At 72.5% G+C, this 14,391-nt stretch carries 10 protein-coding genes and 3 tRNA genes; 4 read left to right on the top strand and 9 right to left on the bottom strand.

Annotated features, from left to right (window positions below; translation table 11 throughout):
- Positions 1-25: 25 nt before the first annotated feature.
- From ACFC0Z_RS18375 to ACFC0Z_RS18335, 9 genes are all read right to left on the bottom strand, one after another.
- Positions 26-2,713, bottom strand: coding sequence for a hypothetical protein (locus ACFC0Z_RS18375; protein ID WP_376438680.1), 2,688 nt, complete (start codon positions 2,711-2,713; stop codon positions 26-28).
- A complete protein-coding gene (locus ACFC0Z_RS18370) occupies positions 2,713-4,626 on the bottom strand; it encodes a phosphate ABC transporter substrate-binding protein PstS (RefSeq protein ID WP_376438677.1) in 1,914 nt (637 codons plus the stop codon). Before ACFC0Z_RS18370 ends, ACFC0Z_RS18375 begins: the two co-directional genes overlap by 1 nt.
- Before the next feature lie 59 nt (positions 4,627-4,685).
- Positions 4,686-5,906 (bottom strand): phosphate ABC transporter permease PstA, encoded by a 1,221-nt coding sequence (pstA, locus tag ACFC0Z_RS18365; RefSeq protein ID WP_376438674.1) that lies wholly within the window; start codon positions 5,904-5,906, stop codon positions 4,686-4,688.
- Positions 5,903-6,913 carry a phosphate ABC transporter permease subunit PstC gene (pstC, locus tag ACFC0Z_RS18360; RefSeq protein WP_376438671.1) on the bottom strand — a complete coding sequence of 337 codons (1,011 nt, stop codon included), beginning with the start codon at positions 6,911-6,913 and terminating at the stop codon, positions 5,903-5,905. The genes pstA and pstC overlap by 4 nt, the downstream gene beginning before the upstream one ends.
- Positions 6,910-7,326: a hypothetical protein gene (locus tag ACFC0Z_RS18355; RefSeq protein WP_376438668.1), complete on the bottom strand. Its 417-nt coding sequence runs from the start codon at positions 7,324-7,326 to the stop codon at positions 6,910-6,912. Before ACFC0Z_RS18355 ends, pstC begins: the two co-directional genes overlap by 4 nt.
- A gap of 211 nt (positions 7,327-7,537) precedes the next feature.
- Complete coding sequence (locus ACFC0Z_RS18350) at positions 7,538-8,089, bottom strand: TIGR00730 family Rossman fold protein (RefSeq protein WP_376438666.1); 552 nt, start codon at positions 8,087-8,089, stop codon at positions 7,538-7,540.
- Between the two features lie 178 nt (positions 8,090-8,267).
- Positions 8,268-8,341 (bottom strand) — tRNA-Ile (locus ACFC0Z_RS18345).
- Between the two features lie 165 nt (positions 8,342-8,506).
- A tRNA-Asn gene (locus ACFC0Z_RS18340) sits at positions 8,507-8,579 on the bottom strand.
- A gap of 5 nt (positions 8,580-8,584) precedes the next feature.
- A tRNA-Asn gene (locus tag ACFC0Z_RS18335) sits at positions 8,585-8,657 on the bottom strand.
- Between the two features lie 136 nt (positions 8,658-8,793).
- Between ACFC0Z_RS18335 and ACFC0Z_RS18330 the strand changes: the two genes are divergently transcribed.
- The 4 genes from ACFC0Z_RS18330 (at position 8,794) to ACFC0Z_RS18315 (ending at position 14,375) form a co-directional block, all read left to right on the top strand.
- The gene (locus ACFC0Z_RS18330; protein WP_376438664.1) at positions 8,794-9,105 is read left to right on the top strand and encodes a YtxH domain-containing protein; all 312 of its coding nucleotides are present in this window, start codon (positions 8,794-8,796) and stop codon (positions 9,103-9,105) included.
- A 29-nt stretch (positions 9,106-9,134) separates the two neighbouring features.
- On the top strand, positions 9,135-10,574 hold the full coding sequence (locus ACFC0Z_RS18325) for an FGGY family carbohydrate kinase (RefSeq protein ID WP_376438662.1): 1,440 nt from the start codon (positions 9,135-9,137) through the stop codon (positions 10,572-10,574).
- Between the two features lie 127 nt (positions 10,575-10,701).
- Positions 10,702-12,435: an ABC transporter ATP-binding protein gene (locus ACFC0Z_RS18320; RefSeq protein WP_376438659.1), complete on the top strand. Its 1,734-nt coding sequence runs from the start codon at positions 10,702-10,704 to the stop codon at positions 12,433-12,435.
- A complete protein-coding gene (locus tag ACFC0Z_RS18315; RefSeq protein WP_376438656.1) occupies positions 12,435-14,375 on the top strand; it encodes an ABC transporter ATP-binding protein in 1,941 nt (646 codons plus the stop codon). Before ACFC0Z_RS18320 ends, ACFC0Z_RS18315 begins: the two co-directional genes overlap by 1 nt.
- Positions 14,376-14,391 lie beyond the last annotated feature (16 nt).

Genomic DNA, 14,391 nt, shown 5'->3' with positions numbered 1-14,391 from the left:
CCGGGCATCACCCCTTTCCCGTGCGTCACCCCTTGCCGAGCCCGCGGCGGGCGGCCGCGACGAGAGCCGGCAGGTAGCGCGGCAGCATCGGGCCGGTGAAGGCCGCGAGGGCGCCGAGGATCAGGCAGATCAGGAGTACGTTCCGCACGGCGCCGACCGCCCATCCGGGGGTCGGGGCGCCGAGCGCGGAGGTGACGGGCGGGCCCTGGGCGGGCTTGGGGGCCGTGGCGGGCACGGCCGTCGAGGACGTCGGGGTCGGGCTCGCGGAGGACCCGCCCGCGCCGGAGCCACCGGTGGCCGTACCGGAGCCGCCGGACGAGCTGCCGGAACCGCCGGAGCCGGTACCCGACCCGCCCCCGGAGGACGTACCCGATCCGCCCGTACCCGATCCGCCCGTGCCCGTACCGCCGACCACACCGTGTCCACCGGAACCGCCCGTGCGCGGCGGCGCGGTCGTGGGCTTCGGGGTGGGTACGCCGGTGGGCTTCGCCGTCGTGGTCGGCGTGGGCCTCGGGGTCGGGGTCGGGGTGGCCGTCGGCGGGGTCCTGCCCGCCTCCGTCGTCACCGTCCGCGCCGCCCGCCGGGTCTGCTCGCGCAGCGCCTCCGGCAGCGGCGCGTAGCCGTGCGGCAGGGTGCCGGTGGCGACGCCCGGGGTCTGGCCGGTCCCGGCCGCGTACGTGAGGAGGGTGCCGTAGTCGCGGCCCTCGGCGGGCTTGAGGTCGGCGGGGACGGTGGCCGCGTAGGTGAGGACGGTCAGCGGGTAGGCCGCCGGGTCCTGCGCGCCGGGGTTCGGCAGGCTCACGCCGTCGCGCCCCGGCGTCCGGGCGTTCGCCCCGGCGGTCAGGGACTCCGGGGTGGGCGCGGTGAACGCGCCGCCCGCGTTGCGGAGTTCGGCCGTCATCAGGCCGTACCGGGCGGCCGTCGCCGTGTCCGTCACCGCGAGCACGGCCCGCTGTCCGCCCGGCTGCGGCGGGTCCTTCTTGTACGCGGGCGGGCTCGCGGTCGCGTCCCAGGACGTACGGGCCAGGGTGTCGCCGCGCCCGGCCGCGCGCGCGGCGGCGTGCATGTCGGTGGCGTACGGGTGCTTGTCCTGGATGCACAGCGGGTGTTCGGGCCGGTCGTCGAAGGGCTGGCAGTACGGGTCGCTCTTGGGGAAGGTGTCGAGCGGCGCCGCGAGGTCCTTGTAGTGCGGGTTCACCTTCATGCCGGAGTTCCCGGCCTCGCCGTGCGCGCCCTCGTCGTCCGGGGTCCCCTTGAGGAACTCGGCGGCGGCCGGGTCCTGGAGGACCCAGTCCCACAGCTGCCGGACGGTGTCGGAGCGCGGCTGCGGCACGAGGGCGTCGCCGAGCTTGCCGCCGAAGTCGAGGTCGGCGTACTCGGGGTTGTGGCGGAGGAACTCCGGGTCGCGGCCGAGGTTCACGGGGTTGTCGGCGACGCTCTCGGCGAAGCGCGAGACGCCGTCCCGGTACGACTCCGTGAGCAGCTTGGCGACGAGTCGCGGGGTGAGTCGGAGGCTGGTCATGCGGGTGCCGTTGCGCTGCCGGACCTCGGCGGGGGCGTTGAAGGAGGCCTGGCTCTCGACGGAGTACGCGAGGGTGATGCCGGAGAGCGCCACGGGGGCGTACACGGGCTTGCGGGTCCCGGCCTGTTCGGCGTCGGCGGCGCGGCCGAGGAAGACGAGGCCGGGCATGCCGGAGAACAGCTTGACGCGGGCGGTCTCGTCGGGGACCTGGGCGTAGCCGTAGATGGCCTGGGCGCCGGTGCGGCAGAGCGCGGGCTGCCAGCGGGTGACGGCCTCGGCGGCCATCTCGCTGCCGAGCGTGCCGCGTTCCTCGGCGCCGATCGGGCAGTAGCTGCCGAGCGGCTCGAAGCCGAGGGGGACGGTGAGGCGGTGCTTCCAGTTGGCGGGGCTGAGCGGCGAGGACTGGAGCTGGCCGCTGGACTGGGAGGTGTACGGGGTGCCGTCGACCTCGCTCGTCCCGCGCGGCACGATCACCAGCCAGCAGCCCCGGCCGGTGACGGTGCCGCCGGTCTCGATCGCCGCCCCGCAGCCGAGGCCGGGGGCCTCGACGCCGGTCTGGGCCTCGAAGTGGACCTCGCCGGTGCCGCGCGCGTCGGTGCGGGCGTACGGGATCTCGTTGGTGCTGTTGACGTCGAAGAACTCGTTCCAGTTGCCGGGGCTGACGGGGTCGCCGGTGACCGACCGGAAGGGTGCGTACGAGATGCCGCTCGGGGTCGGCGGGGGCAGCGGCTGGTTCTCCGCGTCCCGCAGGTGCGCGCCGTAGTTGAGCTGGCGGCCGTTGGTGTAGGCGCCCGCGGCCTGGTTCCCGGAGCCCGCGCCGAGGGCGGAGGAGCCGCCGAACTGGCACTGGTCGGTGGACGGGCCGCGCTCGTCGCCCCAGCACTGCATGATCTGGAGGTAGTTGGCCGCGTACGCGGTGTCGGAGACGGTGGGCGCGCCGCCGGTCCAGCCGATCCTGATCACCTGGTTGACGAGGTTGCGGGTCTGGCTGACGGTCACCCGCAGGCCGGCGAACTCGCCGGTGCCGGAGACGGTGACCGCCGAGCCGTCGCCGGGCGCGGCCTCGGTGTCGGCGGCGTACGCGGGCACGGCGGCGGGTCCGGTGCCGACGCTCGCGACGACGGGGACCAGCGCGAGACAGAGGGCGCCGAGCAGGATCCGGAGCCGCCGGCGGCGGGGAGCGGAGCTCATCACGCGTCCTCCCCCGGGCCCGATCCGGTACGGCGGGCCGCGAGGCGCCGGTGCAGGAGCGGCGGCCCGACCGTGATCCCGCAGAGCAGCAGCGCGCCGAGGACCATCAGGGTCGTCTGGAGGCCGCCGCCGACGCTCGCCGCGGTGGTCACGGGGACGCCGTACAACTCGCCGCCCCCGCCTCCCGCTCCGCCCGCCGCTCCCCCGGCGGCGCCCGCGTCCCCGCCCGTGACGGAGCCGCCGGTCGCCGCGCCGCCCGTGGCCCCCGAGGCGCCCGCGCCGATGGGCTGGCCGGTCTCGGGGTCGAGGGCGCCGCCGGTGGCACCGCCCGAGCCGCCGGTCGCGCCGCCGGTCGCCGCACCGCCGCCGGTGGCAGTACCGCCGGAGCCGCCCGCTCCCCCGGTCGCGCCGCCCGTGCCCGTACCGCCGGAGCCGGCGCCGGTGGCGCCGCCCGTTCCGGTACCGCCGGTGGCACCGCCGGTCCCGCCGGTGGCTCCCGTCCCTCCGGTCGCCGCGGACCCACCGGTCGCTCCCGTCCCACCAGTCGCCCCCGTGCCGCCGGACGCGGAAGCACCGCCCGTACCGCCGGAGGTGCCGCCCGGCCGGGTCGGCGTCCGGTTGCCGCCGGAGCCGGTGTCGCACTGGGTCGGGCCCTGCTTGTCGCAGGCGGGCGGCATCGGGGCGGTCTCGGCGAGGGTGTTCTTGCCGTCGGAGGAGAACGTCGGGTTCTTGCAGTTCCTGATGTCGACGGACTCGGCGACGACGCCGGGGATCCGGCGGACCTGGGTCAGGCCCGCCTGGACGAGGTTGATCGGCAGCGGCGAGTAGCCGAGCCGGTCGACCGACTGCTGTCCCTGGCAGAGGAAGTAATAGGCGAAGGCGCCGAGCGACTTCCCCTTCTGCGGGTTGAAGTTCGCCTCCGCCGCCGTCGGGACGATCATGTAGCTGTAGCTGGAGAGCGGGTAGGTGCGCGGGTCGTCGCTGTTGTAGACGCCTTCGAGCCGCTGCGTGAGGTCGGCGGGGTCGATGCCGGCCCTGGTGAGCGAGACCGCCACGTTCTGGGCGGTGGGCTCGGTGTAGTACCCCTTGGCGTTGAGGACCTTGACCACCGGGAAGCCGGTCGTGGAGGAGGCGTACGAGTACTCGACGTACGTGATCGTGCCCTGGTTGCCCTCCTGGGCGACGTAGCCGGAGACGCCGTTGGAGCCGGACTGGCCGACGAAGCCCTGGCCGCCGACGACCGGGAAGTTGGAGGTCTGGCCGCAGGGGGTGCTCCGGCCCGCCCTGGCGCAGTACGCGTCCCAGATCGCCGCGTGCCGCGTGCTCATCCACTTCGTCAGCTGGGCCGTCGTGCCCGAGCCGTCGGAGCGGACGACGGGGACGATCCGGCGGGCCGGCAGGGAGGCGGCGATCCCGGGGTTGTCGGCCTTGATGGCGGGGTCGTTCCACAGGGTGAGGACGCCGGTGAAGATCTTGGCGATGTTCTCGCCGGACAGCCGCAGGTTGGTGACCCGCCGGTTGCCGATCCTGAGGTTGTACATGAAGGCCGTGCCGCCCGCGACGATCGGCATGTAGGTGAACTTCCGCGAGGGCGGCGGATCGGCCACGCCCGAGTCGTTGATGCCGTACGGGATCTCGGAGACGGCGAAGTCGACGGTGCCGTTGCGGAACTGGTTGCGGCCGTCGGAGGAGCCGGTGCCGTTGTAGTTGACCGTCATCCCGTACTGCTTGACGTTCGCCCGCCACTGGTCGAGGGCGTTCTGGCTCCAGGTGGAGCCCGCGCCGGAGACCGGTACGTAGCTCTCGGCGGCGGCGGGCGGCACGGCGGGCACCACGAGCGCGAGGGCGGTGACGAGCACGGCCAGGGTGCGCCGCAGCACACGCGCGGGGAGCGCGGGTGGGCGTCCGGACATCGGGGTCTCCTGATCGGTGGCGGGTGGAGCGGGTGGGGCGGTGGTGGTACGGGGACGGGTCAGCCGTCCTCCGAAGGCGGCGGGACCCCCGGAACCCCCGGAACTCCCATCCGCCGCGCGTCCTTCAGCGAGGCGGCCGTCCTGCGGCGCTGCTGGCGGCGGCTCAGCTGGCCGGGCCCGCGCCCGCCGATGACCCGGGCGAGCAGGAAGAGCAGCAGCACGAGCGCCATGAGCAGGGCCGCGCAGCCGAAACCGCGGGTGATCATGGTCTTCTCGGGCGAGGCGACCAGGGTGAAGGTGGCCAGCGGCAGCGAGGTCTGCGGCCCGTCGAACGGGTTGAGGTTGAGGCCGGTCGCCGCGCCGGAGGTGAGCAGCACCGGGGAGGTCTCGCCGATGCCGCGGGCGGTGCCGAGAATGACGGCGGTGGTGAGACCGGAGCGCGCGGTCGGCAGGACGACCGTCCAGACCGTGCGCCACTGCCCGGCGCCGAGCGCGTACGAGGCCTCGCGGAGCGAGCCGGGCACGAGCCGGATGACGACGTCCGAGGCCCGGATGATGATCGGGAGCATCATGACGGAGAGCGCGAGGGAGGCGGCGAAGCCGGACTTGCCGAGGCCGAGGGCGAGGATCGCCGTGGCGTAGATGAAGAGGCCCGCGACGATCGAGGGCAGGGCGGTCATCGCCTCGACGATGGTCCGGACGAACCGCGCGTACCTGCCGGGGACTTCGTTGAGGAAGACCGCGCACGCGAGGCCGAGCGGGACGGTGATGAGGAGCGAGATCCCGATCTGCTGGAGGGTGCCGACGATGGCGTGGACCATGCCGCCCTGGGTGATCGGCTGGAGGGGCCCGGTGCCGGACATGTCCTCGGTGAAGAAGTTCGCGTGCGGCAGGGCCTCGCGGCCGCGCCAGAGGGCGTACCCGACGATGAAGAGGAGCGCCGCGAGCAGCAGTCCGGCGAGGGCGTGGACGAGGGTCTGGGCGAGGCGGGCGCGGATCGTGGCGCCGTTCTCGTCGAGGGAGATCAGCACCGCGTACAGCGCCGTGAAGGCGAGGTAGGCGACGGCGGCGAAGCCGAGCGGGGCGTCCCAGGGCAGGACCCGGCCGAAGAGGATCGCGGTGAGCGCGAGGGCCGCGGCGGCGGAGCCGACGAGGGCGAAGACGTCCCGGGCGTGCAGGGACGAGGTGCTGCGGCGGGTCTCGGCGGGGGCGCCGGGGCCGTCGGGGACGACGTCGGGCGTGACCGTGCCGGTGGCGGGGTTCTCCGTGATGAGGGTCATGCCTCGGCTCCCGTTCCGGACCGGCTGCGGGCGACCATGGAGGACGCGACGAAGTTGACGACGAGGGTCATGAGGAAGAGCGAGAGTCCCGCGGCCATCAGGGCGGACATGCCGAGCGGGCTGGCGGCTCCGTAGCGGAGGGCGATCAGCGCGGAGACGGAGTTGGCGCCGTTCTCCAGGATGTGCGGCTGGAAGGAGAAGACCGGCGAGATGATCATGACGACGGCGATGGTCTCGCCGAGCGCGCGGCCGAGCCCCAGCATCGTGCCGCCGATGATGCCGCCCTTGCCGAAGGGCAGGACGACGGTACGGACGACGCCCCACTGGCTGGCGCCGAGCGCGAAGGCGCCCTCGCGTTCGCCGGGCGGCGCCTGGGCGAAGGCCTCGCGCATGACGGAGCAGGCGATCGGGGTGACCATGAGCGCGACGACGATCCCGGCGATGAAGGTCGACGAGGTGTAGACGGTGGCGGGGGCGAGCGGGTCGTCCGGGTCGGCGCCGTCGACCGCGAGGACCGGGATCCATCCGAGGTAGGTGGAGAGCCAGCGGGCGAGGCCGGTGATGTGCGGCTGGAGGAAGAAGAAGCCCCACAGGCCGTAGACCACGCTGGGCACGGCGGCCATCAGGTCGACGAGGCTGACGAGGGTGCGGCGCAGCCGGCGGGGCGCGTACTCGGTGATGTAGAGCGCGGTGCCGAGGGCGAGCGGGAGGGCGAAGAGGATCGCGGTGACGCCGATGAGCAGGGTGCCGGGCAGGACGGCGGCGATGCCGAAGTGCCGGGAGTCGGGCTCCCAGGCGGGTGTGGTGACGAACGAGCCGCCGGCCGCGCCGAGCGCCTGGGCGGCGCGGACGGCGAGGAAGACGCCGACGAGGGTCATGGTCACGAGGACGACGGCCCCGGCGCCGCGGGCACCGACGCGGAAGACCCGGTCGGCGGGGTCGCCGGAGTGGGCCCGCACGCGCGGAAGGTCGGCGGTGTCCGGCACCGGGGAGGTACGGGTCGTCACGAGGCGTTCCTCCGGACGGCGTCGGGCAGCCGGAGACCGCGCAGTCTGCGCGTGTACGTGACCCCGGCGGCCACCTGCCCCTCGGCGGCGGCGACGAGGAAGAGCTGGAGGCTGTGGCGGCACTCGCGCTGACGCCGGAAGGACCGGGCGGCGACGGCCACGCACCGCTCGTCCAGGGCGAGTTGCCAGGTCCAGGCGCCGGTGGTGGGGGCCATGGTGACGTGCGGGACGGCCCGGTCGAGCCCCTCACGGAGCTGCCCGACGGCCGCGCGGCAGGCGGTGTGACCGCCGTGCAGGTCGGGACCGCGCCCGAGTTCGTGGTTGTTGGCCCCGACGAGCCGCCAGGTCACGGCCTCCACGCCGACGGCCCCGGGCGTCCACTCGTGCGGCGCCTGGCGTCTTTCGACGTCCACCCATGAGACAAACAGAAACCGCGGTCGAGACACGCCACCCGCCCCCTTCGCCCCGAACCCACGCGTGACCGTCAATCGCCCACGCGGCCGTGGCTGCGGGCATGACAATCACGGCGCCAGACGCTGGGCGCTCCACGGACCGGTGAAGGAGAGACGGAGAAAACATGAACGAGGAGTGGAAGCCCTCGGGAGGTCGTGTCGAGGGGGAGACTCAGACCAGGGAACCGGGCGGGGCGACGACCCCTTCGAGATGCCCGACGGCCTCGACGACATCGCCCGCGAAGAAGGCGAGCCGCTCCAGCGGCACGGGCAGGAACCCCTCGGCGTCCATCCTCCGCAGCTGCGCCTCGAACCCGTCATAGAAACCGTCGGAGTTGACGAAGACGACGGGCTTGTCGTGCCTGCCGTGCTTCTTCAGCTCCAGCACCTCGGCGACCTCGTCGAGCGTGCCGAGACCGCCGGCCATGACGACGACGGCGTCGGACCTCTCCAGCATGACCGTCTTGCGCTCGGCGAGGTCCCCGGCCATGACGATCTCGTCGGCGGACCACCGCGTCTTGTGCGCGAGGAACTCGACGGAGACCCCGACCATCCGCCCGCCGGCGGCGGCGGCCCCGTCGGCGACGACCCGCATGAGCCCGGCGTCGCACCCGCCCCACACCAGGGTGTGCCCCCGCTCGCCGAGCAGCCGCCCGAGCGCCTCGGCGGGCCCGGAGAACCGCTCGTCGAGGTCGACGGAGGACAGGAAGACACAGATGTTCACGGGCAACCCCTGAATCGACGACGGGCCGTCCCCCGAGGAGGCCGGCCCTGAGACATCGCCACGAGGCATCCGGGTGACATGGACGTGTCGCTACGACACGCCGGGGCCCCACGGGTGCACCGTGGCACGAAAGAACCCGCGGCCACAGGGAAACCTTCCTGCGGGCCACGGGCTGCGGTGGGGCGGGTGGGACTCGAACCCACGGCCGACGGATTATGAGTCCGCTGCTCTAACCGGCTGAGCTACCGCCCCGAGCGTTCAGGCACGTACATGTGTGCGCGCCGTCTGCCGCAGCATAGCCGGTCATACGATCTCCTGCTCCGGGTGATCGGCTCTGCTGACCATGAAGACCGCGTCCCGGCCCGCATGGTTCCCGGAGACGCGAAAAAGGACCCCGAAGGGTCCTTTTCCGTTCCGCTCCCCCGACTGGACTCGAACCAGTAACCCTCCGGTTAACAGCCGAATGCTCTGCCAATTGAGCTACAGGGGATCGCGCTCCCCCGACTGGACTCGAACCAGTAACCTGCCGGTTAACAGCCGGCTGCTCTGCCAATTGAGCTACAGGGGATTGCTGCGTTGCACCGAACGTACCCGATCCGGTCGAACCGGGCGGGCGGTCGCTCGCTGCGAGACATACATTAGCGCAAGCAGGGGGGTGCTCCGCCAATCGGTATCCCCAGGGCCTCCAGGGAAGGATCGCCGCCGTGCGGTACAAGCTGACGTTCGTCGTGGGACTCGCCCTCGGTTACGTGATCGGCACACGGGCGGGACGCGAGCGCTACGAGCAGATGAAGAAGGCCGCGAAGGACTTCTCGCAGAACCCGGCCGTGCGCAACGCCGCCGAGTCCGCCGCCCAGACCGGCCGCCAGTACGCGGGGAAGGCGGTGCACGCCGTCGGCGAGACGGTGGGCGACAAGCTGCCCGCCTCCGTCACCGACCGGGTCCCCGGTCTCCGCGGCCGCGCGGCGGGCAACGGCCGCGTCGAGGACGACGACTGGGGCACCAGCAATACCTGAGGCCGCCGCGTGCGGCAGAATCATGTGCCATGGGGATAGTCGCCGGACTCGACAGCTCTGCAGGTTTCACGCGCATCGTCGTCTGTGACACGGACACGGGTGCCGTCCTGCGCCAGGGGTACGCCCCTCACCAGATCGAACCCAAGGCCACCGAGGTCGACCCGCAGGCCTGGCTGCTCTCGCTCGGGCAGGCCGCGACCGGCGGCCTCCTGGAGGGCGTCCAGGCCATCGGTGTCTCCGCCCAGCAGCACGGCCTCGTGCCGCTCGACGCGCAGGGCGGGCTCGTGCGCCCCGCGCTCGTCGGCAACGACAAGCGCGCCCAGGTCGCCGCCGCCGACCTCGTCGAGTCGTTCGGCGGGCGTGCGGCGTGGGCCGAGGCCGTCGGTTCCGTGCCGGGTGCCGGCCAGCCCGTCGCGAAGCTGCGCTGGCTCGCCCGTACGGAGCCCGAGAACGCCCAGCGGATCGCGGCCGTCCTCCAGCCGCACGACTGGCTCGTCTGGCAGCTCCTCGGCCGGCCCGCGCGCCGGACCACCGACCGGGGCGCCGCCTCCGGCACCGGCTACTGGTCCGCCCAGACCGGCGCCTACCGGACCGACCTGCTCGAACTCGCCCTCGGTCACGCGGCCGAGCTGCCCCACGTGCTCGGGCCCGCCGAGGCCGCCGGGACCACCCCCGAGGGGCTCCTCATCTCCGCCGGCACCGGCGAGACCATGGCCGCCGCCCTCGGCCTGGGCCTCGGCATCGGCGACGCCGTCGTCTCCCTCGGCGCCTCCGGCTCCGTCATGGCCGTCCACCACGAGGCCCTCGCCGACCCCGGCGGCATGATCACCTCCTTCGCCGACGCCACCGGCATGCACCTGCCCGTCGTCCACACCTCCAACGCGGTACGCGCCCTGCGCGGCACCGCCGAGATGCTGGGCACGGAGTCGCTGGAGGAACTGTCCGCGCTGGCGCTGAAGTCGACCCCCGGCTCCTCCGGGCTCGTGCTCCTGCCGTACCTGGAGGGCGAGCGGACGCCCAGCCTTCCGCACACCGCCGGCACCCTCAGCGGGCTGCGCCGCGAGTCGATGAAGCCCGAGCACCTCGCCCGCGCCGCCTTCGAGGGCATGCTCTGCGCCCTCGCCGACGCCATGGACGTCCTGCGCGGCCGGGGCGTCGCCGTGCGGCGGATCTTCCTGCTCGGCGCCGCCGCCGGCCTGCCGGCCGTCCAGGCGATCGCCCCCGCGCTCTTCGGCGCGCAGGTCGTCGTCCCCCAGCCGGCCGACTACGCGGCCCTCGGCGCCGCCCGGCAGGCCGCGTGGGCCCTCGGCGTCGCCCGGGGCACGCTGTACCCCGCCGCTCCCCCGGCCTGGCAGGGTGCCGCCGCCCAGGTCCTGGAGCCGGGCGACGAGCTCGCCGTGGGCCAGGCCGTGCGCCAGCAGTACGTGGCCACGCGGGAGCAGATCCATCCCGGGGCCTTCGGCGAGTGAGCGACGGGACTTCCGGCCCGGTTTCGTAAAGCTTTGACCAGGGTTCCGGGCCGGGTTCCGGGCACTCCCCCTGACACGCGCCAAACTCGCTCGTAACGGCCAGGGCCCGCGGGCGATAGTAGGTCCCGTGCTCATAAGACTTCTCCGGACCCACCTCCGGCCCTACCGAAAACCGATCGCCCTGCTCGTCCTGCTCCAGTTCCTGCAGACCTGCGCGAGCCTCTATCTGCCGACGCTGAACGCGGACATCATCGACAACGGTGTCGTCAACGGCGACACCGGCTACATCCTGCGCTTCGGCGCGCTGATGGTCGGCGTCTCCGTCGTGCAGGTCGTCTGCAACATCGGTGCCGTCTACTACGGCGCCCGCACGGCGTCCGCGCTGGGCCGGGACATCCGGGGAGCGGTCTTCGACCGGGTCCAGTCCTTCTCCGCCCGTGAGCTCGGGCACTTCGGCGCGCCCTCGCTGATCACCCGTACGACCAATGACGTGCAGCAGGTCCAGATGCTGGTCCTGATGGCGTTCACGCTGATGGTCTCCGCGCCGATCATGTGCGTCGGCGGCATCGTGATGGCCCTCGGCCAGGACGTGCCGCTGTCCGCCGTCCTGCTCGCCGTCGTGCCGGTGCTCGGCATCTCCGTGACGCTCATCGTGCGGAGGATGCGCCCGCTGTTCCGGACCATGCAGGAGCGGCTCGACACGGTGAACCGGGTGCTGCGCGAGCAGATCACCGGCAACCGCGTCATCCGCGCCTTCGTGCGGGACGGGTACGAGGAGGAGCGCTTCCGCGGGGCCAACACCGAGCTGACGGACGTCTCCATGGCGACCGGCCGGCTGATGGCGCTGATGTTCCCGGTCGTCATGACCGTCGTGAACGTCTCCAGCGTCGCCGTCGTCTGGTTCGGCGCGCACCGCATCGACAGCGGCGGGATGGAGATCGGCGCGCTGACCGCCTTCCTGGCCTATCTGATGCAGATCGTCATGGCCGTCATGATGGCCACCTTCATGTTCATGATGGTGCCGCGTGCCGAGGTCTGTGCCGAGCGCATCGAGGAGGTCCTCGGGACCGAGACGAGCGTCGTGCCGCCGGCCGAGCCGGTGACGACCCTCGACCGGCGCGGGCACCTGGAGGTCAAGGCCGCGGACTTCCGGTACCCCGGCGCCGAGGAGTCGGTCCTCCAGGACGTCGCCCTCGTGGCGCGGCCGGGTGAGACCACCGCGATCATCGGCTCGACGGGCAGCGGCAAGTCGACGCTGCTCGGGCTCGTGCCCCGGCTCTTCGACGTGACCGGCGGCGAGGTCCTCGTCGACGGCGTCGACGTGCGGAGGCTCGACCCGGCGCTGATGGCGAAGACCGTGAGCCTCGTGCCGCAGAAGCCGTACCTCTTCTCCGGGACGGTGGCGACCAACCTGCGGTACGGGAATCCCGACGCGACCGACGAGGAGCTCTGGCACGCCCTGGAGGTGGCCCAGGCCGCCGACTTCGTACGGAAGCTGGAGCACGGCCTGAACGCGCCGATCGCCCAGGGCGGCACCAACGTCTCCGGCGGTCAGCGGCAGCGGCTCTCGATCGCGCGGACGCTGGTGCAGAAGCCGGAGATCTACCTCTTCGACGACTCGTTCTCCGCGCTCGACTACGAGACGGACGCCCTGCTGCGCGCGGCGCTCCGCGAGGAGACGTCCGACGCGACCGTGGTGATCGTCGCCCAGCGGGTGGCGACCATCCGCGACGCCGACCGGATCGTCGTCCTCGACGAGGGCCGGGTGGTCGGCACGGGCCGGCACCAGGAGCTGATGGCGGACAACGAGACGTACCGGGAGATCGTGCTCTCCCAGCTGACCGAGGCGGAGGCAGCCTGATGGCCGGTCCTGGCGGACGCATGATGGCCGGTGGCGGCCCCGACCAGCGGTCGATGGACTTCAAGGGGTCCACCAAGCGGCTCCTGAAGCAGCTCGCTCCCGAGCGGACCGCGCTCTGGGTGATGCTGATCGCCTGTGTGCTGTCGGTGGCGGCCTCGGTGGTCGGGCCGAAGGTCCTCGGCAAGGCGACGGACCTGGTCTTCGCGGGGGTCGTCGGGCGGCAGATGCCCGAGGGCGTCACGAAGGCGGAGGCCCTCGCGAAGCTCCGCGCCGACGGCGACGGCGGCATGGCCGACATGCTGTCCGGGGTGGACTTCACACCCGGGCAGGGCATCGACTTCGGCGCGGTCGGCGAGGTCCTGTTCTGGGTCCTCCTCGTCTACGTGGCGGCGGGCCTGCTCATGCTGGTCTCCACCCGTATGTCGATCCTGGTGATCAACCGGACGGTCTTCCGCATGCGGGAGGACATCCAGACGAAGCTGTCCCGGCTTCCGCTGTCGTACTTCGACAAGGCGAAGCGCGGCGAGGTGCTGTCGCGGGCGACCAACGACATCGACAACCTCGGGCAGACGCTCCAGCAGTCGATGGGCCAGCTGATCAACTCGCTGCTGACCATCGTCGGCGTGCTCGCGATGATGTTCTGGATCTCGCCGCTGCTCGCCCTGGTGGCGCTGGTGACGGTGCCGGTCTCGGTCTTCGTCGCGGCGAAGATCGGCAAGCGCTCGCAGCCGCACTTCGTGCAGCAGTGGAAGTCCACGGGCACGCTCAACGCGCACATCGAGGAGATGTACACCGGGCACAACCTGGTGAAGGTCTTCGGGCGGCAGGAGGAGTCCGCGGAGGACTTCCGGCGGCAGAACGAGGAGCTGTACGAGGCCGGGTTCAAGGCGCAGTTCAACAGCGGCGTCATGCAGCCGGTGATGTTCTTCGTCTCGAACATCAACTACGTCCTCGTGGCCGTCGTCGGCGGTCTGCGGGTGGCGAGCGGCACGCTCTCCATCGGTGACGTGCAGGCGTTCATCCAGTACTCGCGCCAGTTCTCGATGCCGCTGACGCAGGTCGCGTCGATGGCGAACCTGGTGCAGTCGGGCATCGCCTCGGCCGAGCGGATCTTCGAGCTCCTCGACGCCGAGGAGCAGGAGCCGGACGCGCCGAAGAGCGAGAGGCCGGCCGACTTCAAGGACGGCCTCAAGGGCAAGGTCGCCCTGGAGGACGTCGCCTTCCGCTACGAGGCCGACAAGCCGCTCATCGAGGACCTGTCGCTCACGGTGGAGCCCGGCCAGACGGTCGCGATCGTCGGACCGACCGGCGCGGGCAAGACGACCCTCGTCAACCTCCTCATGCGGTTCTACGAGGTCACGGGCGGCCGGATCACCCTCGACGGGGTCGACATCGCGAAGATGTCCCGCGACGACCTGCGGTCCGGGATCGGCATGGTCCTCCAGGACACCTGGCTCTTCGGCGGCACCATCGCGGAGAACATCGCGTACGGCGCCTCGCGCGAGGTGACCCGGGCGGAGATCGAGGAGGCGGCGCGGGCCGCCCACGCCGACCGGTTCGTCCGCACGCTCCCCGAGGGCTACGACACCGTCATCGACGACGACGGGGCCGGGGTCAGCGCGGGCGAGAAGCAGCTGATCACGATCGCGCGGGCGTTCCTGTCCGACCCGGTGATCCTCGTCCTCGACGAGGCCACCAGCTCGGTCGACACCCGCACCGAGGTCCTGATCCAGAAGGCGATGGCGCGCCTCGCCCACGGGCGGACGTCCTTCGTCATCGCGCACCGGCTCTCCACGATCCGGGACGCGGACGTGATCCTGGTGATGGAGAACGGCTCGATCGTCGAACAGGGCACCCACGAGGAGCTCCTCGCGGCGGGCGGCGCGTACGCCCGGCTGTACGCGGCGCAGTTCGCGCAGGCGGTGGCCGAGGTCGACTGACCCGGCCCGGGACCGG

This window comes from Streptomyces sp. NPDC056144, from assembly GCF_042264145.1.
Classification (GTDB): domain Bacteria; phylum Actinomycetota; class Actinomycetes; order Streptomycetales; family Streptomycetaceae; genus Streptomyces.
Note: the sequence above shows the minus strand (reverse complement) of the source record. Positions and strands in the feature narration are given on the sequence as shown.